The sequence below is a fragment of the Nocardiopsis sp. LDBS1602 genome (genome assembly GCF_035818715.1).
GTDB classification, from domain to species: Bacteria; Actinomycetota; Actinomycetes; order Streptosporangiales; family Streptosporangiaceae; genus Nocardiopsis; species Nocardiopsis alba.
The window spans coordinates 298,292-324,048 of the sequence record NZ_JAYLVW010000001.1 but is presented as its reverse complement, the minus strand read 5'-3'; the positions used below and the strand labels follow the sequence as shown (position 1 = coordinate 324,048).

Below are 25,757 nucleotides of genomic sequence, written 5' to 3'. Positions count from 1 at the left end.
CCTTCACAAAGGCGCACAGCCAGGGCATACGAACCGCGAGGTGACGCAGGGAACCGGGCGAAGCGAGAGAGGACACACACCCGAGCTTGGGATTCTCGCGGGGCACCTCGTATAGTCTCGCCTGAGCAATGAGTCATAACTGATGAAATCATCAGAATGTGGATCGGGCGCGGAGCCCGGATCCCGATGACGCCCTCCCACAGAAGACGAGACGATGGCGACACTCCTCTATCACCTGGGAAAGTTCTCCTACCGACACCGTTGGCCGGTCCTTCTGGCCTGGGTCGCGCTCGTTGCCCTTCTGGCCACGGCGGCGGTCACCTTCCGCGTGCCGGTGACCGACTCCTTCTCCATCCCCGGGACCGAGTCCCAGGAGACGGTGGACAAGCTCCAGGAGCGCTTCCCCGAACGCAGCGGCGGCCAGGCCACCGTGGTCCTGACCGCTCCCGACGACGAAAGCGTCACCTCACAGGCCTACGAGCAGGCGGTACGCGACACCGCTCGGGAGATCGAGGGCATCGACGGGGTGGAGTCGGTCACCGATCCCTTCGAGCTCTACGAAGAGGGCTACGACGAGGCCCTGCACAGCGATGAGCTGCGCTCCACCCTGATGGAGTCGGGCATGGAGCAGGCCCGCGCGGACTACGACTCCGAGCTGTCGTCCGCGGAGGACGACGCGGTCGAACAGGCACGGGCCGTCGTCGAGACGCAGTACCCCGAAGGCGCCCCCGGCCGAGAGCAGGCCCTGGAACAGGCCGAGGAGCAGGCGCGCGAACAGGTCGCCGCCCAGGCGCCCGCCTTCGACGAGGAGACGGTCCGCCCGCAGGTCGAAGAAGAGGTCGACCGCCGTATCGCCGACGACGACCTGCCCAAGGAGGCCGTCGAGGAGATCGACGACCGGGTCAAGCAGGAGATCCCCCTGTTCTCCGAGGACGAGACCACGGCCCTGCTCGCCGTCCAGTTCACCGAGCCCGACGGCAGCGTCGCGCCGGAGACGGTGGACGCCCTGCTCGACAGTGGCACCGAGGCCGAACAGGCCGGTCTGACCGTGGACTTCAGTGGCCAGTCCATCTCCGTGGCCGAGGTCTCCGGCATCCACGGCGGAGAGGGCGTGGGCCTGCTGATCGCCCTGGTCGTGTTGGCCCTCAACTTCGGCGCCGTGGTGGCGGCGGGCATCCCCATCCTGATGGCGCTGGCCGGTTCCGGCGCGGGTATGGCCCTGCTCTACGCGCTCTCTCAGGTCCTGAACCTGACCAGTACCGCCCCGCTGCTGGCGCTGATGCTCGGGCTGGCCGTGGGCATCGACTACAGCCTGTTCATCCTCGCCCGCCACCGTCACCAGATCCTGGAGGGCATGGACCCGGAGGAGTCGACCGGGCGGGCCATCGGCACGGCCGGAAGCGCCGTCGTCTTCGCCGGGGTCACGGTGGTGATCGCCCTGCTCGGCCTGGCCATCGTCCGGATCCCGTTCCTGACGGTCATGGGTATGGCCGCGGCCATGACCGTGACCTTCTCGGTCCTGGTGGCCATCACGCTGCTGCCCGCCGTCCTGGGTCTGCTCGGCACGAAGGTGGGCTCCGGTCGTATCCCAGGTCTGGGCGCTCGCGCCGAACGGGCCCTGACCGCCGAGTCGACCCTGGGCTCACGTTGGGCCACCGCCGTCACCCGGCGCCCGCTGATCACCACGCTCTCCGTCCTGATCGTGCTGGGCCTGGCCCTGCTCCCGCTCCAGGACATGAGGCTCGGGCTGCCCACCGACAAGTCCAGCGCTCCCGAGAGCACCCAGCACCAGGCCTACGACACCGTCACCGACAAGTTCGGCGAGGGCTACAACGCGTCACTGCTGGTCGTGGTGGAGTCCGACGACACCGGTGCCGCCGATCGGGTCCGTGAGGACCTGGAAGGGCTCGACGGCGTGACGGCCGTGCAGCCGCCCGTCCACAACGACGCCGAGGACACGGCCATGATCGTGGTGGTCCCCGATGAGGGTCCCTCCGCGGAGGCGACCGAGGGCCTGCTGCACGACATCCGTGACGCGCGCCAGGACTGGGAGTCCGACACCGACTCCACGATCACCGTCACCGGAGCCACCGCGACCAGCATCGACACCTCGGAGCGCATCGCCGAGGCCATGCCGCTCTTCCTCTCGGTCGTGGTGGGTCTGGCCCTGGTCCTGCTGATGCTGGTCTTCCGCTCCGTTCTCGTGCCGATCAAGGCCGCCCTCGGCTTCGTGCTGAGCATGGGCGCGGCCCTCGGCGCGACCGTCGCGGTGTTCCAGTGGGGCTACGGCAGCGACCTGCTGGGGGTCACACCGACCGACACCCTGCTGTCGTTCCTGCCCATCGTGCTCATCGGCACCCTGTTCGGTCTGGCCATGGACTACGAGGTCTTCCTGGTCAGCCGGATGCGCGAGGACTTCGTGCACGGGAGCGACGCGAGGCGGGCCGTCGTCACCGGCTTCCGGTCCAGCGCCCGCGTGGTGGTGTCCGCGGCCGTCATCATGATCTCGGTGTTCGCGTCGTTCGTCTTCAGCGACAACACCACGATCCAGCCGGTGGCCTTCGCCCTGACGATCGGTGTCCTGGTGGACGCCTTCCTGGTCAGGATGACCCTCGTGCCGGCCGTGATGGCGCTCTTCGGCAAGGCCGCCTGGTGGCTTCCCCGGTGGATGGAGCGCGTGCTGCCCAACGTGGACATCGAAGGCGAGAACCTCCGAACCGAGGTGCCGGAGCACGGAAGCGGCAGTTAGCCCCGCTGCCAGGGCGCCTCGTGCGAGGCAGCGCCACGGAGTAAGGGACAGGGCCGTGCCGGTCGCCGTATCAACGGTGACCGGCGCGGCCCTGCGTTCGTCCGACGAAGGTTCGAAAGCGGCGATTGTGAAGGAGCCCCTCGCCATTCATCGGCATCGCACCGTTCCACCTCGGAGAGGAGAAGTCTTTTCACCGTAGGCGGGTTCTCGCGAGGGCCGCCCCAAGGCCCCGGCGGTAGCCGAGGTGGAAACAGGTGGCGGAGCCGGACCTGGGACAGCGACATCCCGTCAGGTCGAACCATCGGCATCGGGCTCTTGCTGGATCCGCGCGAGCCATTCCTGTACGCGGAGCATCCGATGCTCGTCGCCGGAGGTCTCGTACAGGTCCACCGACCGCCGCATCGCCTCGACCGCCTCGGCGCGCCGGCCGCCGCCCGGCGTCAGCGCCGCGCCGAGGTTCCGCCACGCCCCCGCCTCACCGTGTGTGTCGCCGGTCCGTTGGTACAGATCGCAGGCGCGGGTGTGGGCGTCGATCGCCTCATCGAACCGCCCCAGGTCGGCCAACGCCACGCCGAGGTTGTTCCACGCCACGGCTTCGCTGTGGACGTCACCCACCTGGTGGAAGACCTCGCGGGCCCGAGTGTGAGCCTGGATCGCCTCATCGAACCGACTTACATCGACCAACACCGTACCGAGATTCGTCCACGCCCGTGCTTCGCTGTGGGCGTCACCCACGTGGTGAAAGACCTCACGGGCGCGGCTGAGAGCATCGATCGCCTCATCGAACCGATCCAGCTGCCGTAGGACCGTACCCAGGTTGTTCCACGCCTGCGCTTCGCTGTGGGCGTCACCCACCTGCCGAAAGACCTCACAGGCGCGGCTGAGCACACCGACCGCCTCATCGAACCGACGCAGATCGATCAGCACCGAGCCGAGGTTGTTCCACGCCTGCGCTTCACCGTGAGCGTCACCCACCCGCTGAAAGACTTCATGAGCGCGGAAATGGGCGCCGATCGCCTCATCGAACCGACGCACCTCCCGCAGCACCGCACCCAGGTTGTTCCACGCTCCCGCTTCACCATGGGCATCACCGGCCTGCTCAAAGACCTCACAAGCGCGGAAATGGGCCCTGATCGCCTCATCGAACCGGCGCAGGTCGACCAACACCAGGCCGAGGTTGTTCCACGCCTGCGCTTCACCTCGAGCCTCACCGACCTGGTGGTACAGGTCGCAGGCGTGAATGTAGGCGTCGATCGCCTCATCGAACCGACGCGTCCGCCGCAGCACCACGCCGAGGTTGGTCCATACCCCTGCTTCGTTGTAGGCATCGCTGACCGCGTGGGCGACCCTCTGTGCGGAGCGTGAGACCTGTTCCAGGTCCTCGAAGTGACGCCCACTCCCCAGGTAGAAGCCCAGGCACAGGGGTAGGACCATGGCCGCCCCGGTGTGCCCGAGGCCTGGGGCGGCCAGAGCCGCGGCCACCAGCGTGGCGCGCTCGACATCCAACCACCCCGACGCCGTCTCCCGATCGGGGAAGAGGTCGGAGGTCGACCGCCCCGGCAGGGCTTGCAAGTGCTGGTCGGCGGCACGAACAACGGCGGTGTAGCCGTCCAGAAGCCGCCCCAGTGCCTGGTCGCGTTCGGCGGGCGGGTCGGGGTGGTGGCGGGCGTAGTCCGCGAGCAGGTCGTGGACCCCCCATCGCCCAGGGGCCGGCTGGGTGAGCAGGTGCGCGGCAGCCAGCTCCTCCAGTACCTCTTCGACCTCCTCGAAGGGCAGGTCGGTCAAGACAGCGGCCGAGGCCGTGCTCAGGGTAGGGCCCGGGGTGGAGGCCACGAGCAGGAACACCTCGGCCTCGCCTCGATCCAGGTGCTCCAGGGAGGTGTCGAAGACCGCCCGTAGCGCCCGCTCCTTCCCGACCCCACGATCGGGGTCGGCGAGCTTGTCGACTCGCGACGCGGCCTTCTCCAGCCGGTCGGCCATTCGGTCCGGGGTCAGGCGGGGGTTGCGCTTGAGGTAGGCGGCGGCGATCTCCAACGCCAATGGCAGGCGTCCGCACAGCTCGATCAGGCGGCCCAGCCCCGTCTCATCCTCGGCGCGCGGGTCTTCGGGGGTGTGCGAGGTCAGCTCGGCGGCCAGCAGCGCGAGGGCCCCGTCGAGATCGAGGACGTCCAGGTCCACGTGACGGGCCCCGGCCAGGGAGTGCAGGCCCCCGCGGCTGGTCGCCACCAGTTTGTGTCCACCCGGCCCCGGCAGGAGGGGCTTCACCTGAGCGGCGGTATTGGCGTTGTCGGCCACCACCAGAACCGGACGCCCCTGGTCATCGGCCCTCTCGAGAGCGGCCAGCGCGGAACGGTAGAAGGAGGACCGCTCCGTCTCCCCCACGGGAATGTCCTCCGGGTCCACCCCCATCTGGCGCAACAGCACGTCCAAGGCCGCGTGCGCGGACAGGGGTTCGGCCCCCGGGGTGTAACCGCGTAGATCCACGAACAGCTCGGCGCAGAACCACCCCTTGTGGTGGGCGATCGCTCCGGCGGCCAGGGCCAGGGCGGTCTTACCGACCCCGCCCATCCCCGCCAGAGCCGAGACCACCACACCCGAGGAGGCGTTCTCGCCCTGGGGAAGATCGGTGCGCGTGCCGTCTTCGGGGGCCGGGGCGAGTTCGCCGAGCAGCGCTTCGAGGTCCGCCACACGCCCCACCAGCCTGGTCGGGGGCGGGGGCAGGGAGAACAGGGCGGTGGGCAGCGGTCGGGGCAGGTTCACCACCTGCCCGATGACGTCGCCACCGGCGACGATCCACCGCATGTCGATATGGGCCGTGGGCCCCCGGGAGAAGGTGTCCTCGCCGCTCACCGGGGCGGCCTGCGGCGCGCCTGCGTGGTCTTCTTGCCGACCACGTCCTTACCGGCCCGGATGCCGCGCATGCGGATCCGGTCTCCGGACGAGGCGGTCTCCGGACCGGCCTTACCCGTGACCGACCCTTGCGCCCGCACCCGATCCATCTCGATCGAGTCACCTTCGGCGTCCCCGCCACCGTCGTGCGAGGGTGCGTCCGAGCGCGACGTCCACACGGTCATGACCAGAGCCGCCGCGGCCACCGCGAGAGACGCGATACCCGCGACCTGGTTGAGCTCGTTCAACCCCCAGTCCAGGTCGGGGAAGAGCCGGGGGATCGCCCAGAACCCGGCGAGCACCAGCGCGACCGTACCCAAGGCCGACGCCCAGATCTTCTTACGTCCCATGGGGGCGATTGTTCCCTAACGGCCGGTGTTGTGGGTCGGTTCGGCCGAAAACGGTCACTCCGGCTCGGGATCCGGCGCTGTATCCCGGGGCCGCGGCCAGGGCGATCGGCGCTCGACCCTATTCGTTCGAGCCCTCCGACGCGGGTAGCGCGACGGCGTGCGGGAACATGGTCGCGAACACGTCGCAGACCTGTTCGGAGTCCAGGACCTCGATCTCGGGCACGGCCTCCTGGATCGGCCGGGTGAGGAAGTGCATCAGGATGGACCCACCATGGTCGGTTCGCTCGGCCAGTGCGCACCGATGAGGCGGGTTCCGGCCGCCACCGCCCGGTCCCGATCCGGAGGGCGCCCCCGGATCCACGCCCCAGGCGCGTACGGCCTCGTCCAGGGATCCGCGGGGTCCGCCCAGGCGCCGCAACAGGGTGCTGCGGGAGATCCCCTCTTCCTGGGCGACGTCGTCGACGTGTGCGGGGACCCCCTGTTCGGCGGTGATCGCGTCTCCCACCTCGATTCCCACACCGAGGGCACGGTTCGTGCCCACAGCTCCTTCGTTCGTCGAGGTCGGTTGGAACGCGCGAGCTGAGGCGGGGCCACCTGTCGGCGACCCCACCTCCGCTCCGCGCCTTGTCGCCGTCAGTCCTCGGGGACGACCTCCAGGGTGTTACGGCGCACCGGTTCGGTCGACATCGTCACCGAGTACTCGCTGTCCGCGTACTTGTCCAAGAACGAGGCGTCCACGGCCCGGTTGGTCTCCTCGTCATCGGGGTCGACGGGCACGAACCGCACGGCCTTGTCCACGCCGCCCGCGGAGATCCGACCGCGGCCCGTCTCCAGGGCCGGCCCGTACCACTTGCCCCGGGTACCGTTGTAGGAACGGATGAAGATCCGACCCCCCACCGGTACGGACCAGATGTCCACGGTCTTCGGGGTCGTCCCATCGGGCAGCGTGGCCCCGACCGTGAAGTAGACCTCGGCGTTGATGCGGTCCAGTTCGTCCTTCGTCCAAGAGGCCATGATCGATGTCCTTTCGTCTGATGTGGTCGTGCCGCTCACGCGACCGGCGCCGCGCGGCACGGGGTACTCGGCTCAGAGCTTGTCGGTGAAGAACGGGCCGAGCTCGCTCACGGCCTCGGCGACCTCCTTCTCACCGTCGTAGAGCTCCATGTGGTTCGCGCCTTCCACGACGTGGAACGACTTGTCCTCACTGGCGGCCCGCGCGTACAGGTCCTCGCTCATCCACTTCGAACCGGCCTCGCCACCCGCGATCACGAGCAGCGGCTGCGTGAGGAACGCCTCGGCCTTGTGGAAGGCGTCGTAGGCGATGATCTGCGACAGGCTGCGCGCGGTCATGAAACCCGGAGCGTTCGGGTGCTCGCAGCGGGGCGTGTGGTAGTACTCCCACGCCTGGCGCAACTCCTCGTTCGGGGCGTCCTCCTCGCGCATCGGGGCCAGCGGGAACGGGTTCTCCTCGCCCCGGGCGTCCGCGCTGCGAGCGGCGGCGCCCATCGCGAGCACGGGAGCGGCGTCGGCGTCGGCGACGTCGTTCGTCCATCCGTTGCGGAACATCTGGCCGATGTTGACCAGGCTCACCGTGCCGACCGCCTTGATCCGCGGGTCGTCGATCGCGGCGTTCGCGCTGTACCCGGCACCGGCACAGATGCCCATCGCTCCGATCCGGTCGTCGTCCACGTAGTCCAGCGTGATCAGGTGATCCACCACCGCGCTGACGTCCTCGGTACGAATGTGCGGGTTCTCCAGCTGACGGGGCTCGCCCGTGCTCTCGCCCTGGAACGACGCGTCATAGGCCACGGTGACGAAGCCCCACTCGGCGAGCTTGCCCGCGTAGAGGCCGGCCGTCTGCTCCTTGACGCCTCCACCGGGATGGGAGACGACGATCGCCGGGTACCTCTTCGACGCGTCGAAGTCGTCGGGGAAGTAGACGATGGCGGCGAGGGTGGTGCCGTAGCCGTTCTTGGTCTCGATCGAGGTCTTCTCGCTCATGATGCTCCTTGGGTCGGTGTGGGAGTGGAGCCCGGAGTGCGCCGGGCTCACAGGTGCGCGCCGAAGAACTCCGTCGCGGCCCGAATGGCCTGACGTGTCGGCTCCGGCCGGTCGTAGAGGTCGTAGTGCGAGGTGTCCTCGACGACGAGGAGCCTCTTGTCCTTCGAGGCGGCGCGGCCGTAGATCTCCTGGCCGTCGCGATAGGCGCCGAAACCGCCGGGCCTGTCCCCGATCACGACCAGCAGCGGCCGGGTGAGCAACCGCTCGGCGTCGAAGAACGCGTCCCAGCCGATCGCGGCCGCTCGCCGCGAGAACACGACGCTCGTCATGCCTCCGGCGGTGCGCCCACGCTCGGTCTTGTAGTAATCCGTGGCCTCGAGCACGTCGATGTCGGTCAGCCCGGCTTCGCGCCCGGCCTTGACCGAGGGCGGGAGGAGGTCGTCGACCCGCGTGTCCTCGCCACGCGCCTCGGCGGTACGCTGAGCGGCCATCCGTTCGAGAGCGTCGATGGGGTCATGGCCGCTGAACGCTTCACGGCTGAGCCGGCCGAAGTTCACTCCGGTGATGCTGGTGACGGCCTTGAGGCGGCGGTCGGTCATGGTCGCGTTGATGACGTAGCCGCCTCCCCCGCAGACCCCGATTCCACCGATGCGTTCGGCGTCGACGTAGGGCAGGGTCACCAGGTGGTCGATCGCCACGCGAATGTCCTCGACGCGCTGCGCGGGGTCCTCGATGAGCCGAGGCGACCCGCCGCTCTCCCCCTGGTAGGAGGCGTCGAAGACCAGGACCACGTATCCGGCCTCGGCCAGCGCCCTGGCGTACACGTCGCCGGCGGTCTGCTCCTTGCAACTGCCGATCGGATGCACGCTCACGATCGCCGGATAGGACCGGTTCTCGTCGAAGTCCGCGGGCAGATGAAGAATCCCCGCCAGATCCCAGGCCATCCCGGGGGAACGGAATGCCACACGCTCTGTTCGTTCGGTCATGGCGTCTCCTGATGGTCGCGCTCGTATCCGTCGAGGGTCCGGCCGGTGGTCGTTCCCTCCTACGACATCGATCCTCGTCGCGACGGAGCGAACGTGGAAGGTTCCAGCGGAACCCCCCTCTTCCCAGGTCACGACCGTTTTCAGGGGGTTCTGTCAGAACCTGGATCCCGGTGTGGAACCGGTCTAGCGTTGACGCCATGACTCCGAAGGACGAGAGAGTGCGGGACTTCCTGGCCACCCGCCGCGCGAAGATCACCCCCGACATGGCGGGCCTTCCCCAGGGCGGCGGCGTACGCCGCGTCCCGGGACTGCGCCGGGAGGAGGTCGCGATACTCGCCGGAGTCTCGGTCGACTACTACACACGGATCGAGAAGGGCGACCTCACCGGTGTCTCCGACGACATCCTCGACGCCCTCGCCCGAGCCCTACGGCTGGACGAGGACGAGACCGCCTACCTCTACGACCTCGCTCGCACGGCGCGGCGGCCCGCACGCGCCCGCAGACGGCCCGGGAACGCGACGTCCGTGTCGCAGCAGGTCCAGATGCTCATCGACTCCATGAGCGCGTCGCCGGTGATCGCCCTGAGCGGGCGACTCGACATCCTGGCCGCGAACACCTTGGGCCGGGCCCTGTTCGACGTCGTCTATGACAGCCCCACACGAAGGTCGATGACGTCCCCGCCGAACCTCGCGGCCTTCGTCTTCCTCGACCCGGCCGCCGGCGAGTTCTACGCCGACCTCGACGAGGCGGCCGCCACCAGCGTGCGCATGCTCCGTGCCCAGGCGGGAGCGATGCCGCATGACCAGCGGCTGATCCAGCTGATCGGAGAGCTGTCCACCCGCAGCACGGACTTCAGCGCCCGTTGGGCCGCCCACGACGTCGGCCTCCACCGTGCGGGGAAGAAGACCCTCCGACACCACGAGGTCGGGGAGCTCGTCCTGGGATTCGAGGAGCTCACACTCGACTCGAACCCGTCGATCGCCCTGTCCACCTACGTCGCCGAGCCCGCCTCGCCCACCGCCGAACGCCTACAGCTCCTGGCCGCCTGGGCGGCGACCGAAGCGGCGACACGGAGCTGAGCGCGGGTACGCGACACGGCCGAGGGACGACCTCTGTTTCCGGGTGGAGCGATCGGTGGGGCGAGGCCCGCCCCGCACCGACCGCCGCACTCGACATCCCGGGGAAGCCCGGAACCCATCGCGCTTCGGTCAGGTTCTAACAGCCGCTCTCTGATCCTTCCCGGCCTCTGCGGTCGTGTCCGTCGCGGCTGTTCTAGAGATAGGCGAACGCAGGACGAAAGCCGAGATCAGGGCGGGCGTTGGCTTCAATATTCCACAGTGTCAGAGTCAAGCGGAAGCCCTCGTAAGCATACGCGAACCCGTAGCCCTGGAGCCAATTCGCGTTTCTACCCAAAGCGACTTCGTAGACATCCACGGAGCGCTGTTCCGAATCCTCCACTATGAAAACGACGCCGCTGCGATCTCCGGTATCCGGGCGCAACTGGAAATTGGTGATGATCGTCCCTGTATCGGTGGCTTCCCTGGAGAATTGGCGCGGAGAACACCAAGAGAACTCGTGCCATTCGCTGCGAAGCAGGAGGGGGACGCCTTCTCGCACGGTAAGGCTCGACTTCACCGACACGTTGCGGGCCGCGATGTCACCCCCCGTCACCCGCACCAGCAGACTCTGCCGATCCCGCACGTCTTCGGACCACGAGGGTTTCAGTTCGAACGTGGTGTCGGTGGTGAGCCCGGATATCTTCACCGGCTGCGGGTGGTCCTCGTTCAGTTTGATCTCCTCGCGATTGGCGAGGAGTGTGTAACGGATACCTTCGATCGGTGGCTCCAACCAGGTGAGCGTGACCGACTCTCCGTACTCGACCGGGTTGGTGTCCGCTCGCAACTCCCGCAGGTAGTATCCGGCCGGGAACTTACCGAGAGGAGTACCGTTCCAGGCCTCATCCCCACCCTTTTTCTTTTCCACACCCACGTCGACGGAGGTGACCCCCGCCATTGCGCTGACAGGGATGTCGTGGATGGCGACGGAGACCGTCTCACCGGGCTTGAACGGCTCCGCGCCCTCCCCACCGGAATAGGTGAAGGTGTAGGTACCCAGGCCATCGTCGGAGACCGAACGCGTCTTGGGTTTCCGGGTGACGGTCTCGCCCCGTTTCGACCAGGTCTCGCTGAGAAGGTTCCCTTCAGGCTTTCCCTCCTTGGAGACCTCGAGGCGGATCAGGATCGCGTGCGCCCGCACCGCTTCCTCACCGACGTTGGTCACCATCACGCTCAGCCCCGCGAGATTGGCGGGACCCCGCGCCCCCGAGGCCACCAGAGGCGACGGATCGGTATGCACCGCCACGCTCAACTCCTCGGGAAAACCCGGATCACTGTAGGCCGCGCTGGGCCCCCACCGCTCGTCCGCCGGTTCCTCCGGGATCCGCTCCCGCGTGTCCGTCATGACCGTCCGCCTTCCTGATCGTTCGTGTCGTCGGTCCCGTGAGCCGGGCCGAACCCGTGCCGCAGTCGGAGCAGCCCGGTCCGTAGGTGTGTGGGCACTTCCGGGGTGAGACGGGCCGTACCGTCGTCGTCGCGGACCGGTGTCGGGTTCGCGCGATCGTTCATCGCCGGGACCCACGACCACGTACCGTGCTCGACCTTCGGCAGCGGCATCGGGAAGGCCATGGCCTCGGCCGTCACGGTCCCGCCGTGTTCGACCGTGACCGGGCGCTTGCCGCCCAGGCTGGGCCCGACGTGGAAGAGCGCCTCCATCCGGCCCAGCGCGTCGGCCACCGCTTCGGGTTCCAAGCGCAGTCGTGAGGTCGGCACCACGTGGGTGGTGGCGTGCACGGACGTCCACGGGTCCAGCAGCATCGAGACCTTCACGCTCTCCTCGCGGTTCAGCCGCAGCCGCAATCGCGAGCCGAGGTTCCGGTCGGCCACGTATCCGCCCCGTTCCTCCGGTGGGGAGACCGCGTAGAACGTGTCGTACGCCTCCTCCTGGAAGTAACCCACCAGCCCGTCGCCGAAGGCCGCGTCCGAACCCAGCAGCACCGGCCAGGTGTGGTCCATGTAGGCGGGGCGAGGGGCGATGGCGGTCAACCGGTCGAGCTTGACCGGAACGATCGCACCCGCGTCCGGTTCCAGCGTCAACCGCGCGCACACCAGCGCCATCGGCCGTCCCAGCAGGCGCAGTGTCGGAGGGCCCGCGGCGGTCCGGTCGGGGCTGATGGCCGGCCGGGCCAGTTCCTCGGCCCGAAGAAACGCGACCAGAGCGGCCGGGCCCTTCCTCCGCATGCCCTCGAGGAGACCGACCAACGCGGGGTCGGGGGTCAGGCCACTGCCCGCGTCCTCCCAGACCAGGTCCCCGTCGACATCGCGCAACTCACCCAACAGCACCCCGTCGTGCGCGTAACAGAGCACGCCCTGGTCCAGATGGTCGGGCACCACCCAGGCCCGGATCTGGTCGCCGTCGACCGGCCGGACCGATCGTTCGGTCTCCGACCCCCTCGACAGCGCCTCGAAGCGGAGCCGGGCCGGTTGGGGGAAGCGCGGTCGCAGCTGCATCACCCGGGTCGACCAGTCCTTGTCGGTCCACTCCGAGAGCACGGTGGCGTCGGCCTTGTCTCCGCCCGGCGTCTTGTCGTCAGGGGTGACGGTCGCCGACCGGGTGAGCCCCACCTTCAGGTCTGGACGACCTTGCCCGCCCTCGGTGTCCACCGCGCAGGCACGACCGAAACGGTCGATGATCATGAGCCGTGTGATGACGAACTGTCCCGCACGCAGCCCTTCGGCGGGTAGCGGCCGGATCCAGTTCTCCGGGTCGTCGGGGTCCTCCGGTTCGCTTCCGGTACCGAACGGGCGGGGTTCGTAGGCGTAGTCGGGCGAGACCAGATCTCCCAACGGTTCGGGGGCAGGCCTCAGCAGGGATTCCCGACCGGTGAGCTGCGCGCTGAACCCGTCCAGCGCCTGGGAGACCAGATCGGTCCCCTTCTTCGCGTCGTTGAAGTTCTCCAGGATCTTCGACACGAACTCCAGGAAGGCCGGGTCCTGGCCCCGCGCGGAGTCCTTCAGGTGCCGGTAACGGTCGGCGAGGTTGTGCACGGCGTGCGGGGACAACAGGACGCGCCCGCTCACCGTGTGGGAGAGCAGCGGGTCGCCCTTCTTCGCGACATGCCCCTGGCCCCGCCACAGGTACTGCCGTCCGTCGAAGACCCAGTTCCGTTCACCCTCGTGCCCGGGCCTGCGGTCCTCGTAGGGCACGGGGTAGTAGTCGGCGCTCCACCACAGGTAGAGCGGGGTCCATGGCTGGCACCACCATTCCGTCTGGTATCGCAGCGCCGCCATCCGGGGGTCGGAGGTGGTCGACCACGAGACCGCCGTCGCCTCGTCGGCGAAGGCCACCGTCGTCGTGTCCTCGGGAGAGCGGTGGTCGTCCAGCGCGGTGAACTCGGCGAGCAGGGCCTTGTGCAGGTCTCTCGGGAACACGCCCTTCCAACCGGGCCGGTCGAGGATCGTGGCGAAGCCGTCCGGGACGACAGGAGCGGGCGCGGCCACGTCCATCTTCGTCACGGTCTGTCCGCCACCCCGGCAGGTGAGCTCGCCGGGGCGGTCCTCCAGAAGCCGCCGCGTGCCCGCGCCGCGCAGCAGGACCACCGGCTCGGTCGGGCGGTGGAACGACTCCCGAGGGAACCGTGTGAGAACCCCGACAGGTTCGTGGCCCAGCAGCTCTTCGAGCCCCCTCAGCTCGTCGGTGATGGCCCGTTCGATCCGCTCCGGGTCGGTCTCACGCACGAGGGCTCGGTATTCGCTCAGGGCGATCTGTGCCCCACTGATCCGCGCGGCCAGGGAGTCGGCCTGCGCGGGATCGAAGTGGGGGGAGATCTTCTCGGCGAGGGCCTTCATCTTCTTCGCCCTCGTCGTAACGAAGCGGCCTTTCTTGCCGCCCAAGTGGGCCGCGTGCTCGCGGTACCCCCACAAGGTGCGCAGCCGTTCCTGGAGCCGTGTCAGCTCCCGGAGCTTCGTGTCGTAGGCCTCCTGCTCGGTGTTGAGGGTCTTCAGCCAGTCCACCTGTGTCTGGGGGACGTCGGGTGGTGGGGCCGGTTCGCCCTGGTCGGATTGCCCGCTCACGAAGTCCCAGACGTAACCCCCGGCCACCGGTTCGAACCGGGCCTCATGTGCCTTGCGCGCCACCTCGGCACGCCCACCGGGGGCGTCGTACTCGTCCAGAAGCCCGTACTGAAGGGCCTGCAACCGGGCCTGGTACTCGGCGCGTTCGTCGGGCCGCTCGTCCGGCCAGATGTCGGGGATCCGCTGGGCGAGCGCGCTCAGACCCTCGGAGGAGGTCTCGGCCGTACCCAGGCGCAGGCCGACCCATTGGCCGGTCTTGTCGTCCCGGCGCGGTTTCTCGTCCCCCTCTCCCTCTCCATGCCTACGCCAGACGAGGCCGTGCACGCTGCCCGCGTGCACCGAGCGCATCGTGCCCGTGATCGGCCCGGTGTAGCGCCACCGCAATCGGCCCAGCAGCTCGCGCAGCCGTTCCTCGTACCTCTCGGCCGGCACGTCGGCCACCCGGGAGAGCGGGTCGCGGTCGGTGCTTCCGTACCAGCCGAAGACCTGGTAGCTCAGGTCGATGCCGTCCGGCCCCTCGCTCAGCCCCGCGAGGTCGTCGTGCATCGAGAACACGCCCAGGTTGTAGGGCTGGTACACCGAGAACGCCGGAACGCCCGGGCCGAAGGCGGTGAGCGGCTCGGACATCGACGGTTCGGTGATGTCCTCGGTCAGCTCCCACCGCCGTCCGATCCGCCTCTGGTCGATCTTCCGGCCTTTCTCCGTTTCGGAGACCATGCCGTAGGGAGAGTTGTCACTGGCGTCGGACACGTCCTCGGGCCTGCGCAGGGCATCGCTCTGGATCAGCCAGGCCTTGGCCCGCCGTCGTCCGTCCTGCTTCGCGTAACGCACCACGACCCAGCGGTCGGGACAGTTCAGGGGCCGGGTGTCGCCCTCGCGCAACGGATCGGTGTCCCGCAGGGCCCTCGGCGGCTCCCAGTGCAAGAGCACACCGTCCAACGGAGCCCCACCGAGGGGAGGGTTCCCAGGGAGCGGTTCGGGGCCTTGGTGGAAGGGCGCGGAGAAGTTCAGGCTCCACCGCGCGAAGGTGTTCTCCGTACTCTTTCGCACGGTCGGGTTGACCATCAGGGCGGTCACCCGCACCGGGACGATCAGGGCGTGATCGCTCATGTGTGTGCTCCCTCGTCGTGGCCCGGGCCGGCGGCCGGGGCCGTGGGGGTGTGCAGGACGGCCCTTTCGGGGGCGTGGACGAGTTGCAGGCCGAGTTCTCCGGGGGACGGTGCCGTCCGACCGGTGTCCTTGTAGGGGCCGAGACCGGTCCAGATCGCGTCGAGCAGTCCGTCGGGGCCCGCCAGCCTCAGCACCCGCGTGTCGTCGCGGAAGGGGACCGTGACGCGGGTGCCGGCACCGCCCTGGGCCGGCACCTGGTCCCCGACCTTCACATCGCCCGCTTCCCGCAGGGCTCGTAGTGTGATCCGTTCCCGACCGCCCTGGAAGCCGACGCCCAGGTGCACCCCTTGGTCCGGCTCGTTCAAGTGCAGTTCCGAGGGCACCTCGTCGAAGAGCACCAGCAGCACCCCGGGGGCGAGGACGGCCCGGCGGAGCACCCGGCCCTCGGAGGGGACGATCCCCACCTCGGGGAAGTCGGTCACCAGGCGGGAGCGGATCAGGATCCCCGAGCTCGGTGTGGGCGATCGCGACTCGTCGAGGTAGGTATCGACCAGCGCCTCCACCACCCTTCGGTCGTGTGATCCGCAGATGCCGGCCCACAGCGCCCCGGTCACCAGGGCGTCGAGCCAGCCCCGGTCCACCCGGAACCACCGCATGCTCTCGGGTGGCAGCGCCGCCGTGTCCGGAACGAGGTGATCGAACGGCACTCCGGAGAGCACCCGAAGCCCGTTCAGGAACGAGTCCAGCGCGGGCTCCCTCGCGGCCGCGGACTCAGGGGCGCCGTCGCCCTGAGGGCCGGAGTGGCCGAGTGAGGAGGAGCCGAGCACGTGCGCGGCGAAACGCTCCATCACCCGGGGGTCCTCGGCGATCGCCGCCACCGTTTCGGTCACCGGTGGCATCGAGGCGGGGAAGGACAGATCTCCGGCCCGGACCATCGTCACCGGGTCGGCCCGGACCTCTTCGTCCGATCCGGCGCCGCCCTCCGCGGTGCCGGTGCTCGGTCCGCCGCCGTACCGCGTGGCCAGCCCGTCGAGCAGGGCCCGGGTGTGGAATCGCGGGGGCTCCCCGGCCAGCAACCGGTCGAGGGCCTCCATCCCCGCCCGCCGCTCGGACGCCGTGTCCCCATCCGCCGGGCCCCACGCCTCCTCGCCCTGGGAGAACGAGTACCCCTCCGGGGGCAACAGGGCGTCCAGAGGGCCTGCGGCCGAGTACGCGGGGCCGGCCATGCCGACGGCCTCGGCGCGGGCCCGGTATCCCCCGGCGATCTGCGCGAGGTTCTGGACGGCCTTCTGTGCCTGGTCCACCGCCCGGGCCAACGCGGCGGAGAACTCCTGATCGGCCAGGGCCAGTCCGCGTCCCAGTGACCACGCCGTGTGGTGGCCCACGTTCCGGACACCGAAGCCGTCCTCGTCCGTGATCCACCATCGGCCGGTGCGGTCGACCGGGTCCGTCGGGTAAGGAGTCAACGGCCCCCGGTAGAAGTCGTAGGCGCCGGGCCGGTCGGCCCGCACGTGCCGCAGCGCCACGTGCCCCGTCTCGACCAGGTGGCGAACGCGGCGGGTGTAGGCGTCGGGAGTGTCTCCGTACTCCGGCACCGGGCGGGCCAGCAGGTGGGGTCGGGCGGGCCCGTCCGTGAGCCGTGCGCGCAGGTCGGAGTAGGCCGTCCCCGCCTCGACCCGCGCGGAGACGAACGACCAGTGGTGGAGCGATACCAGGCGTACGTGCGCCTTGGCCCGGTCGGGATGGTCCAGCAGCTCCTTGTGGCCCTCGAAGGAGACCAGGTGGGCCACGTACCGTCCACCCTGCGGATCGGGGAGCCGGTTGGCCAGAAGGTAGGCGTACTCGGCGGAGCGGCGTTCCTCGTGGGAGTCCCCGGCGTCCTCTGGGGTGCGGACGTGCGCGAGGTGGGCGAGTTCGGTGGAGGTGGGCGCGATCCGGGCGAAGACCTCCCCGGGCACCCGGATCGTGTTGATGGTGGCGGTCTCCTCCTCCGCCGTCAGTGGATGGTCCGCGAAGTCCGGGACGCTCACCTCGGGGTCGTTCCGCGGATCGAGCAGCGTCCTCGCGCCCCCCGTCTCGGTGCCGCCGAGCGCCTTCGGGTCGTCGGGCAGCTCGCCTTCGGCGAAGAGGAGCACCCCCAACCACGGGGTGGTTCCGCCCTTGTCGTCGTCGGAGATCCTGCGCTCCCAAGGCACGATGCGACGTTCCAGGGCCACGTGCGGCAGGTACAGGTCGAACCGGCCGGCCGTACCGGGCGGCGGGTAGACGCCGTGGATCTCGTCGGCCTCCACGCGCAACCGCAGCCCGGTGACGGTGAAGTCCTGCGTGAGGGTGAAGGCCGTCCCCGAGGGGATGTTCCCGCCGGTCGGCGTCTGCGTGACCGTGATGGTGTGGTCGCCGGCCGAGACACTCGGAACGAGGTTGTCGATGAAGTGCAGATTCCTGGTCACGGTCATACCGTCTCCACCAGTAGGTTCAGTTTCTTGAGCGTCTTCTCGAGCTCGGTGCGCGCCTTTCCCTTGTCCTTCTCGGGCGAGGTGACGTTCTCGTCCGCCGCGTACTCGCCCTCGGTCAGGTTCAGGGGGTTGGCCGCGCACCGCTCATCGGAAAACTGGACGGCCTCGCCGTCGGCGGTCAGACTCTGTCCCTTGGTCGTGGGCGGAGGGGCGCTCACCTGGATCCCGCTCGTGCACGAGACCGTCTGCGGTTCGCCCGGACCCGGTAGCGCGCTTCCGGCCCCCTCCTGGGCGGCCCACAGGGCCATGGGGAAGGCGCCGGTGATCTCGGAGGCCTCCCAGCCCGTGACCGTCGTGCCGCCTCGGGTTACCTTCACGTGCTGGGTGATGGCCACCTGAGCATCGCCCATCGGCCCGACCGTCAGCGGAGCCCGGCCGCGTGGTGCCGTGTCGTCGCCGTGGCTCCACCCGGTCGAGGGCAGCGCGCTTCGTGTACTGAAGGAGAACCCGTCCGTGCTCACCAACCAACGTCCGCCCTTGGTCGCCTCCGGCCTGGTCGGGTCGGTCAGCAGACCGTCCATGGGGCTGATGCCGAGCGGATCGGCCGGGAGCTGCCTGGCGTGGAAGTCCGCCCACGGGAGCGGTTCCCGTTGGAGCCTCCTGGGTTCGCCGAAGTCGATGCTCTTGGAGAAGGGCCCCACCTCGACCCGGACCGTGCCGCCGGTGGCCGGACCCCACACGTTCAGGTACGCGCCGACCTCGGCCCGGATCGTCACGTCCCACCAGAGCACCCGAGCGGTGTAGCTGGCCCCGATACTGATCCACATGCGCAGGTCGAAGTAGAGCGGCGCCCACCGCACGATGGCGTCGAACCCGGCGTCGAGCCAGGCGTGCAGCCCTCCGGAGGCGAAGTCGACCGAGAGTCGGCCGCCCACCATGCCGACCTTCGGGGTCACGGCGGCGTAGAGCTCGCCCTTGATCCGCACGTCCGAACTCACCGACCAGTCCAGACCCAGGCGCGGCACCTGCTGCGGGTAGTGGGACGGCGGTCGGTAGGCCGGATGGTAGCCGCCGACGGTGGCCACGAAGTCGCCCGCGTGGTCGCTGCCCGGGAACCACACGTACACCGCGGCGCCACCGGTGAGCTTGCAGTCCGGGTGGATCACCCAGGAGTTGTCCGAGAGCGCCGCCGTGAGCGCGAGCCGCCGCTTGGCGTGTTCGTACAGCGCGCGGAACCCGAGTTCGATGTGGGCCACCCGGGGCGTGTCCGCGTCCTCGGAGGCGGTGGCCGGGGCCTTCGGACCCTTCTTCCCGGACTCGGACTTCTTCTTACGCTGAGCCGGGAAGTCGGCGTTCATCGCGCCCAGGAGCGCCACGGAGAAGTCGTCCGGGCCGAACTGCGCGATCAGCAGCGCCTGTACGGCCACGGTCTCGGCGATGGTGGCGGCCACCCCCGCCGTGAACCACAGGTTGCCCGGCTCGGGGAGCACGACCGCGTCCTTCGAATCCTCCGCGCCCCCGGTGATCTTCTCCAGCGTGGAGAGCGGGTCGGGCGGGTCCCCGACGAACCCCGGCATGTCGGCCAGCGCCTGGACGAACGGAAAGTCCGAGACGCCGTCCGCCTCGGGCAGCTCGACCCTGCTGTTGTAGCCGCCGCCCAGGGCCAGGCCGGTGAAGACCACCGGAGGCGGGCCCGCGATCTTGCCCGCCAGCCCGCCGAACACGAACAGGGACGTGTACCCGGGCCGCTTCTCGGTGTCCTTGAGCCGGGCGTAGGAGCCCACGGCCAGGAGCCCCCACTTCTCCGCCTTGACCAGCAGCAGGCCCTCGTAGTCGTACGCGTAGCCCTTGCGGTCCCGCTTGACGAACGCGCCCGTGATCGTCAGCGGATCGCGGGAGAAGGTCGCCCCCAGGCCGGAGAGCTCCACGGTGACGCGGGGATTCTTGGTGATGGTCAGGCCGATGGCCAGGCCGGTGGCGCGCAGTTCGAAACCGGCGGCGACCAGCGCGGCGTCGATGTCCAACAGCACCCGGGTGGCCTCTGAGTCGTCCTCGGGAACGGCCAACCGCAGGCCCACCCGATCGATGTGCAAAGGTCCGAGAGGGCGTTGGACCTCGCTGGAGGAGGAATCCGACCGCACCGGCGCCGGGTCGTCGGCGGCCGGCTCGATCTCGGCGGCGGAGACGGCGTAGGGCGCGGGCTCGTCCTTCTTACGTCCCAGGACGACGACGGAGCGCTTCTCCTTCAACAGCGTGAAGTCCAGGCCGACCCGAAGGCCCTTGGCCAGGTCCCCGGAGCCGGGGACCTTGGGGGCTCCATGGGCTTCCAGAACGGTGCCGACCTTGGTCAGAGCGTCCTCGGGGATCGGTGCGGTGGCTCCGATCACCGTCACCGCGTCCAAGGACAGGTCGGCGTCCTTCGGGACCTGTCCCTCGACCAGGTCGAGACGGGACAGACGGGCCAGATCACCGAGGGGGAAGGACGCCGAGAGGAGCAGCGGGCGCTTGCCCTCGATCTCGGGCAGCAGCGCCAGACCCCACGTGAACCCCTCCGGGGCCTCGTCCTCGTCGTCGGTGGACTTCTTCTCCTCGGCGGATTCCTTTTTCTCGTCGTCCTCGTCGGTGGATTCGTTCTCCTCCTCGGTGGACTCCTCTTCCTCTTCTTCCTCTTCCTCGGTGCTGTCGGCGGTGATCATCACCTCGACGTCCTCGCCACCCGGGGTGTAGTCGAGACGGAGGCCGGGGGCGCTCGGCAGGAGACGGCCGAACTCGTCCACCCCGGTCATGCCGAGCCTGCTCAGAGCGTCCACGAGGGAGAACGGGGTCTTATCGGCGCGTGCGACACGGAAGAGATAGCTCGTGCGCTTCTTCTTCTCGAAGCCGAGTTCGCAGGAGGCCCGGAGCTCCGGCGAGGTCTTGAGGACGAGTTCGACGGTGAGCCGCTTCCTCACCCCCTTTGGAGACTTCTCCTCGGTCTCGGAACCCTTCTCTTCCGTCTCCTCGTGCTTCTTCTCTTCGGTGGCCTCCGAGCGCTTCTCTTCGGTGTTCTCGGAAAGCTCGTCGTCCGCCTTCGGGGGCTTCTTCTCGGTCTCCGAGGCCTCGTCGTCGTTCTTCGTGACCTTCTCGGCCGCGAAGACGAGCTTGGGCGACTTCAGGCCCACGTCGGTGAGAGCCCCCCAGACCGAGTGGTCCGTATCGAGGGAGATCGTCAGGGAGACCCCGGTCACCGGGGTCGTGTCGGCCGGCTCCGGCTCCTTCTCGGTCGACTTCGAGCCCCCATCGTCCGACTTCGGATTTTCATCGGTCGACTTCGAGTCTTCGAGGGTGAACTCCAGCGTCACCTCCAGCCCGCCCTTGGGGAGGGTGCCCGTGAGGGAGAGATCGCTCTTCCGATCGATCTGGACGACCGTCGACGCGGCCCCGGCCGCTTGATCGACGGCGGCGAAATCGATCAGGTCGAGAATCCCCTTGACTCTGCCGTGTCGATTCGGTGTCAGATCCAGCCGAGAGTTTATTTTGACCGTATCGAGCCAGCTCTTCAGGTCGCCGTACGTGACCGCCACAGTGTCCCCTCCGCGTATCGAGCCCGAACGACTTTCACAGAGGACACCGAGGCGGTCAATATTTCGCTGATTCAGGCGTGTTTTCCCATTTCCACCGAACGGACCTGCCGAGTTCATTTTCGTATATCGCGGATATGACCGTCCGGGGTCGAATGACCTGAACCGTGCCGAGAACGGGTCGAGGAATATTTCGGGCACATCGAGAGGGAAGGGAACACCGGGAACACGACGTGGACCTTTCACCGGCCGGTGCCCTCGACCGGACGACCCCTTCGGATGTGCGGTGGTCCTCGTCGGCTCACCCGATCACGGGGCGACGGCCGATCACCACCCGAGCAAGGGGCCTGCCGCCAGGTGGATCATGTGGACGGCCGCCGCGACCGCGAGGATCAGGTACAGCCCCGGGAAGGCGATGTTGTGGAAGACCCGGGCCCGGATGTGGGCGACGACGGCGCCGACGAAGAAGAGCACCAGGCCGACGCCGGCGGCGACACCCGCCCAGGGCCACACGCTCAGGCCGACGAGGAGCCCGACCGCACCGGCCAGCTTCAACGTCGCGAGGTGGGGCAGGGCACTCGCGGGAAGACCCACCTCGGCCGAGTTCCTCAGTACGAAACCCGCCCCGGCGTAGTCGGCGACGGCGATCAGGACATTGGCCACGACGCACACGATGGTCGCGGCGAAGAGGACCGTGGTCACGCCGGACCCCCTCCTCTCGGCGTGCGCGGGCGGCACGGTTTCGGTGCGCATCGGTGTTCGGTGCGCGAGCGGATGATCTGTACTCTCATCGGTGGGCATCTCCTCATGAGGTTCGTCGGGCGGAAGTCCTCTGCTCTCATCCCTCCCGACGTCCGCTCACTGAGAAAGGTGACACCCGGTGGTGCCGAACATGGATTTCGAAGCGATGAGGCCGCGGCTGACGGCGATCGCGTTCCGGCTGCTCGGCTCCGTCCAGGACGCGGAGGACGCCGTACAGAACACCTGGCTCAAGGCATCGGCCGCGCACACAGAGGACCTTCGCAACCCGGACGCGTGGGCGACGACCGTACTGACCCGGGTCTGCCTCGACGAGCTGCGCAAACGCCACCGCCGCCGTGAGGAACCACTGTTCGCGGACCTGCTCCCCTCGAAGAGCGTCGCCGCGGACGAGCGTTACCTCCGGCGGGAGGACGTCTCTCGCGCGTTGATGGTCGTCCTCCACCGACTGACACCCGCCCAACGCGTCGCGTACGTCCTGCACGACCTGTTCGACGTCCCGTTCCGTGAGGTGGCGAAGACGCTCCACACCAGCGTGGCGAGCGCCAAGAAGCACGCGAGCCGAGCGCGCGGACGCCTGGAGAGGGCCACACCGGAACCGTCCGCGCCCACCGCCGATCGAGACGTCGTGGAAGCGTTCCTCGCCGCGGCCGTCGGTGGCGACGTCGACCGGATGGTCGCCCTGATGACCGACGACTGCGTGCGCGTCGCCGACGCCGACCTCCTCCCGCCCGGCGTACCGACGGTCGTCACCGGCGCCCGCTCCGTCGCTCGGGAGACCTCGTCGTTCGCCGACCGCATCCGCGCCGCCGCGCCGATGCTCATCGACCGCCGCCCCGTCGACGTCATCGCCCCCGGCGGTCACCCGTTCGCGGTCATCACCATCACCACCGTGGGCCGACGCGTCGCCCGAATCGAGATCGGCCGGCCACCCGGGTTCTCCTTGACACAAGGTCGGTGAGAACGCGCCTCGCGGCACCGGCTCCGGCCGATGACAGAGCCGGGGCTTCCTCAGCGCGACTCCAGCGCTCGCCGCGCGGCGTTGATGACGTTATGAGCGTCGGCCCCGTAGACCGCCGACTCCTCCAATGTCCGCCAGACCTTCGAGTACAGGGCGATGTTCTCGTCGTCGTCGAGCCACAGCTCGGCGTGCCAGTCCTCGGCGACGACGAGGCGCTCGTCGAGGATCCAGAAACCGTTGGCCGGCACGATCTTCACCGGGGCGGTGAACGGGACGATCCCCAACTCGACGGTGTCCATCCCGATCACCCCGGAGAGCCGATCGAGCTGGGCGGCCAACACGGCCGGCGGGCAGATGAGCGACCTGAGCGCGGCCTCCCACAGGAGCACTCGCATCTTCCGCCCCGGCTGATACAGCCACTCCTGCCGCCGTGTCCTCGAACGCACCGCGGCGTCGATGTCCGCGGCCCCGCCCAGCAGATGGGCGTAGCGAGTGATGACGTGGCGGGCGTATTCGGGGGTCTGGAGCAGGCCCGCGACGACCGACTCCTCCCAGACCCTCATGACCGCGCTGCGGTCGATCTCGGTGCTCAGCGATTGGTGCAGGGGCGCGAATCCACCGGCCAGGGCTCTGCGCCACGACCTGATGTGGGACTCGAACCCGGCCAGGCGACCGGCGAGTTCCTCGTAGGTCTCGGGGTGGCCGGTCGCCTCGGCCCACGCCCGCAGATCCTCGGGCGTGGCCGTCTGCCTACCGTTCTCGATCTTGCTCACCTTGGAGCCGGGCCGGCCCAAGAGCGCCACCAACCGTCGACCGGTGAGCCAGCCGTGCGGGCAGGTGAACCTCAGCTCGCGCAACCGTGCGCCCAGGGCGGCCCTGGCCTGCTGGTAGTCGGTGCTCAATGGACCCCCGGTCTCATGTCATCCGGTCGCGTCGAACTCGTCGTAGGGCACCGCGTGGTGCATCGCCGCGTCCCGGATCATGGCATAGCGCACGACCGCGGCCGGCTCGGTGATCAGCTCGATGCCCGTGATCCAGGCCCCGGTCGACGAGCACTTCCTTCAAGGATGGTCGTCGTTCTCCGCTCGGCGCCAGAGGGATGAGGAGGGGTCAGGAGCAAATACCGGAAATTCTCCGGGTTCACTGAGCAAAGTCGAGAAACAGCACGCTGAGACCGGTGCGGCCGTTCACTCCATCCCCACGTGCGTGGGGCTCAGGGGAAACGACCTGCGGAAACAGAGGCCGTTATCTTCCCGCGACCTTCGGTCGGAAGCAGCCTCCGCCCATCCCTACCGCACCGCCCCGAAGCGAACAGGCCGTGGGCACGGACACGGCCCCGTCCCGAGGAACCGCCCTCATACTCCTGCCCCCACCGGTCCATCTCACGAACACCACCCTTCCCTCCTCCAACGAGAGCGCCCCTGGTTGCGGCGGCCGGCTCCGGATTGACAGGCTGGAAGCCACAAATCGCCGAAGCCAGGGAACCGGAGATCACGATGGACAGCACCACCGAGCGCACGGACGACGGACAGGCCGCGATGCGGGCCGTCCGGCAGGAGGAGCTCGGCGGGACCGACGTCCTGCGGATCGCCGAGATCCCGCGCCCGAAGCCCGGCATCAGCGAGATCCTCGTGCGCGTGCACGCCGCGAGCGTGAACCCCACGGACTGGAAGCACCGCGCCACCGGCCGCTTCCTCGGCGAACCCCCGTTCGTTCTGGGCTGGGACCTCTCCGGCGTCGTGGAGGAGGTCGGGCTCGGGGTGACCCTGTTCAAGCCCGGGGACGCGGTCTTCGGCATGCTCCCCTACCCCGACGGCGCCGGCGCCCACGCCGAGTACGTGGTCGGCCCCACCCGGGCCTTCGCGCATAAGCCCGACGAGGTCGACCACGTGCAGGCCGGCGCGATGCCGCTGGCGGCGCTGACGGCCTGGCAGTCGCTCGTGGACACCGCCCATCTCTCCAGCGACGACCGGGTGCTGGTCCACGCCGCGGCGGGCGGTGTCGGACACTTCGCGGTGCAGATCGCGAAGGCGCGCGGCGCGTACGTCATCGGTACCGCGAGCACGCCCAAGCACGACCTGGTGCGCGACCTGGGCGCGGACGAGGTCATCGACTACCGGGAGGTCGACTTCGCCGAGGCGGTCAAGGACGTCGACGTGGTCCTGGACACCATCGGCGGCGACTACCAGCCGCGTTCCCTGCGTACCCTGAAGCCCGGCGGTGTCCTCGTCTCCACCATCCCCGTCGCCGCCGAGGGACTGCGTGAGGAGGCGGAGCGGCTGGGTGTGCGCGCCGAGATCATCCTCGTCGAGTCCGACCACGCCGGTATGCGGTCCATCGGCGCCCTCGTCAGGTCCGGGCGGCTGCGGGCGACCATCGCCGGAACCTTCCCGCTCGCCGAGGCGGCACGCGCCCATGAGGCCGGGGAGACCGGGCACACGACGGGCAAGCTGGTGCTCGTCGTCCGGGACGACGAGTCCGCCTCGGGCTGAGCCCGAAGCGACGAAGACGGGAGCCCACGACTTCGCGAGTCGTGGGCTCCCGTGATCCGGTACATGCGATGAGCGCCTGAGCGGCCTGCTGACGGAGCCTCGGGGTTCAAGGCGCGAAGAATGCCGTGCCGCACGGGTCCTTTCCGGTCCCCCGACGCTCGGCCCCACCTTGCTCGGACGCGGCCTCGCCTTCGGGGGTGACGCGAGGCCTCCGAACGACCACGGGCACACGCCTGTCGTTCAGCGCCCAGAGCGTCACCCGGTGTGACCATGGCATGAGTCGCGCGGCGCGTGGTCGCGAGGAGCCTTCGCGCG

At 69.1% G+C, this 25,757-nt stretch carries 17 protein-coding genes; 4 read left to right on the top strand and 13 right to left on the bottom strand.

Features of this window, described 5'->3' with window-relative positions:
- Window positions 1-214 precede the first annotated feature (214 nt).
- Window positions 215-2,749 (top strand): MMPL family transporter, encoded by a 2,535-nt coding sequence (locus U9J66_RS01460; RefSeq protein ID WP_326336765.1) that lies wholly within the window; start codon window positions 215-217, stop codon window positions 2,747-2,749.
- A 288-nt stretch (window positions 2,750-3,037) separates the two neighbouring features.
- On the opposite strand, the gene U9J66_RS01455 is transcribed toward U9J66_RS01460, so the two are convergent.
- The 6 genes from U9J66_RS01455 to U9J66_RS01430 form a co-directional block, all read right to left on the bottom strand.
- Window positions 3,038-5,599: a tetratricopeptide repeat protein gene (locus U9J66_RS01455; protein WP_326336764.1), complete on the bottom strand. Its 2,562-nt coding sequence runs from the start codon at window positions 5,597-5,599 to the stop codon at window positions 3,038-3,040.
- Window positions 5,596-5,988, bottom strand: coding sequence for a hypothetical protein (locus tag U9J66_RS01450; protein WP_326336763.1), 393 nt, complete (start codon window positions 5,986-5,988; stop codon window positions 5,596-5,598). The genes U9J66_RS01455 and U9J66_RS01450 overlap by 4 nt, the downstream gene beginning before the upstream one ends.
- A 118-nt stretch (window positions 5,989-6,106) precedes the next feature.
- Window positions 6,107-6,529 (bottom strand): hypothetical protein, encoded by a 423-nt coding sequence (locus U9J66_RS01445; RefSeq protein WP_326336762.1) that lies wholly within the window; start codon window positions 6,527-6,529, stop codon window positions 6,107-6,109.
- Between the two features lie 92 nt (window positions 6,530-6,621).
- Window positions 6,622-7,002, bottom strand: coding sequence for a DUF2255 family protein (locus U9J66_RS01440; protein ID WP_326336761.1), 381 nt, complete (start codon window positions 7,000-7,002; stop codon window positions 6,622-6,624).
- Window positions 7,003-7,074: 72 nt separating this feature from the next.
- A complete protein-coding gene (locus U9J66_RS01435) occupies window positions 7,075-8,040 on the bottom strand; it encodes an alpha/beta hydrolase (protein ID WP_442789840.1) in 966 nt (321 codons plus the stop codon).
- Window positions 8,037-8,975, bottom strand: a complete 939-nt coding sequence (locus tag U9J66_RS01430) for an alpha/beta hydrolase (RefSeq protein ID WP_326336759.1) — start codon at window positions 8,973-8,975, stop codon at window positions 8,037-8,039. The genes U9J66_RS01435 and U9J66_RS01430 overlap by 4 nt, the downstream gene beginning before the upstream one ends.
- A 197-nt stretch (window positions 8,976-9,172) precedes the next feature.
- Between U9J66_RS01430 and U9J66_RS01425 the strand changes: the two genes are divergently transcribed.
- Complete coding sequence (locus U9J66_RS01425) at window positions 9,173-10,054, top strand: helix-turn-helix transcriptional regulator (protein WP_326336758.1); 882 nt, start codon at window positions 9,173-9,175, stop codon at window positions 10,052-10,054.
- A gap of 193 nt (window positions 10,055-10,247) precedes the next feature.
- On the opposite strand, the gene U9J66_RS01420 is transcribed toward U9J66_RS01425, so the two are convergent.
- From U9J66_RS01420 to U9J66_RS01400, 5 genes are all read right to left on the bottom strand, one after another.
- Complete coding sequence (locus U9J66_RS01420; RefSeq protein ID WP_326336757.1) at window positions 10,248-11,435, bottom strand: hypothetical protein; 1,188 nt, start codon at window positions 11,433-11,435, stop codon at window positions 10,248-10,250.
- Window positions 11,432-15,214 (bottom strand): hypothetical protein, encoded by a 3,783-nt coding sequence (locus U9J66_RS01415; protein WP_326336756.1) that lies wholly within the window; start codon window positions 15,212-15,214, stop codon window positions 11,432-11,434. The genes U9J66_RS01420 and U9J66_RS01415 overlap by 4 nt, the downstream gene beginning before the upstream one ends.
- Window positions 15,211-17,670, bottom strand: coding sequence for a hypothetical protein (locus tag U9J66_RS01410; RefSeq protein ID WP_326336755.1), 2,460 nt, complete (start codon window positions 17,668-17,670; stop codon window positions 15,211-15,213). Before U9J66_RS01410 ends, U9J66_RS01415 begins: the two co-directional genes overlap by 4 nt.
- Complete coding sequence (locus tag U9J66_RS01405) at window positions 17,667-21,233, bottom strand: DUF6603 domain-containing protein (RefSeq protein ID WP_326336754.1); 3,567 nt, start codon at window positions 21,231-21,233, stop codon at window positions 17,667-17,669. The genes U9J66_RS01410 and U9J66_RS01405 overlap by 4 nt, the downstream gene beginning before the upstream one ends.
- A 324-nt stretch (window positions 21,234-21,557) precedes the next feature.
- Window positions 21,558-21,983, bottom strand: a complete 426-nt coding sequence (locus U9J66_RS01400; protein ID WP_326336753.1) for a DoxX family protein — start codon at window positions 21,981-21,983, stop codon at window positions 21,558-21,560.
- A gap of 139 nt (window positions 21,984-22,122) precedes the next feature.
- On the opposite strand from U9J66_RS01400, the gene U9J66_RS01395 reads away from it, so the two are divergent.
- Window positions 22,123-22,950 carry a sigma-70 family RNA polymerase sigma factor gene (locus U9J66_RS01395; RefSeq protein ID WP_326336752.1) on the top strand — a complete coding sequence of 276 codons (828 nt, stop codon included), beginning with the start codon at window positions 22,123-22,125 and terminating at the stop codon, window positions 22,948-22,950.
- A gap of 50 nt (window positions 22,951-23,000) precedes the next feature.
- Here the strand turns inward: U9J66_RS01395 and U9J66_RS01390 are convergent, their stop codons facing one another.
- Together U9J66_RS01390 and U9J66_RS01385 are read right to left on the bottom strand one after the other, a co-directional pair.
- Window positions 23,001-23,852, bottom strand: a complete 852-nt coding sequence (locus U9J66_RS01390) for a helix-turn-helix domain-containing protein (protein WP_326336751.1) — start codon at window positions 23,850-23,852, stop codon at window positions 23,001-23,003.
- An 18-nt stretch (window positions 23,853-23,870) separates the two neighbouring features.
- Window positions 23,871-23,975 (bottom strand): hypothetical protein, encoded by a 105-nt coding sequence (locus U9J66_RS01385; protein WP_326337397.1) that lies wholly within the window; start codon window positions 23,973-23,975, stop codon window positions 23,871-23,873.
- 471 nt (window positions 23,976-24,446) lie between these two features.
- Here U9J66_RS01385 and U9J66_RS01380 point away from each other — a divergent pair, with 471 nt between their 5' ends.
- Entirely contained in the window at window positions 24,447-25,442 is a 996-nt protein-coding gene (locus U9J66_RS01380) for an NADP-dependent oxidoreductase (protein WP_326336750.1), read from the top strand.
- The last annotated feature ends 315 nt before the right edge of the window (window positions 25,443-25,757 follow it).

Coding starts and splice junctions, on each gene's coding strand:
- U9J66_RS01460 (WP_326336765.1), top strand. CDS start 215: ATGGCGACACTCCTCTATCACCTGGGAAAGTTCTCCTACCGACACCGT.
- U9J66_RS01450 (WP_326336763.1), bottom strand. CDS start 5,988: ATGGGACGTAAGAAGATCTGGGCGTCGGCCTTGGGTACGGTCGCGCTG.
- U9J66_RS01440 (WP_326336761.1), bottom strand. CDS start 7,002: ATGGCCTCTTGGACGAAGGACGAACTGGACCGCATCAACGCCGAGGTC.
- U9J66_RS01430 (WP_326336759.1), bottom strand. CDS start 8,975: ATGACCGAACGAACAGAGCGTGTGGCATTCCGTTCCCCCGGGATGGCC.
- U9J66_RS01425 (WP_326336758.1), top strand. CDS start 9,173: ATGACTCCGAAGGACGAGAGAGTGCGGGACTTCCTGGCCACCCGCCGC.
- U9J66_RS01420 (WP_326336757.1), bottom strand. CDS start 11,435: ATGACGGACACGCGGGAGCGGATCCCGGAGGAACCGGCGGACGAGCGG.
- U9J66_RS01415 (WP_326336756.1), bottom strand. CDS start 15,214: ATGAGCGATCACGCCCTGATCGTCCCGGTGCGGGTGACCGCCCTGATG.
- U9J66_RS01410 (WP_326336755.1), bottom strand. CDS start 17,670: ATGACCGTGACCAGGAATCTGCACTTCATCGACAACCTCGTTCCGAGT.
- U9J66_RS01400 (WP_326336753.1), bottom strand. CDS start 21,983: ATGCGCACCGAAACCGTGCCGCCCGCGCACGCCGAGAGGAGGGGGTCC.
- U9J66_RS01395 (WP_326336752.1), top strand. CDS start 22,123: ATGGATTTCGAAGCGATGAGGCCGCGGCTGACGGCGATCGCGTTCCGG.
- U9J66_RS01380 (WP_326336750.1), top strand. CDS start 24,447: ATGGACAGCACCACCGAGCGCACGGACGACGGACAGGCCGCGATGCGG.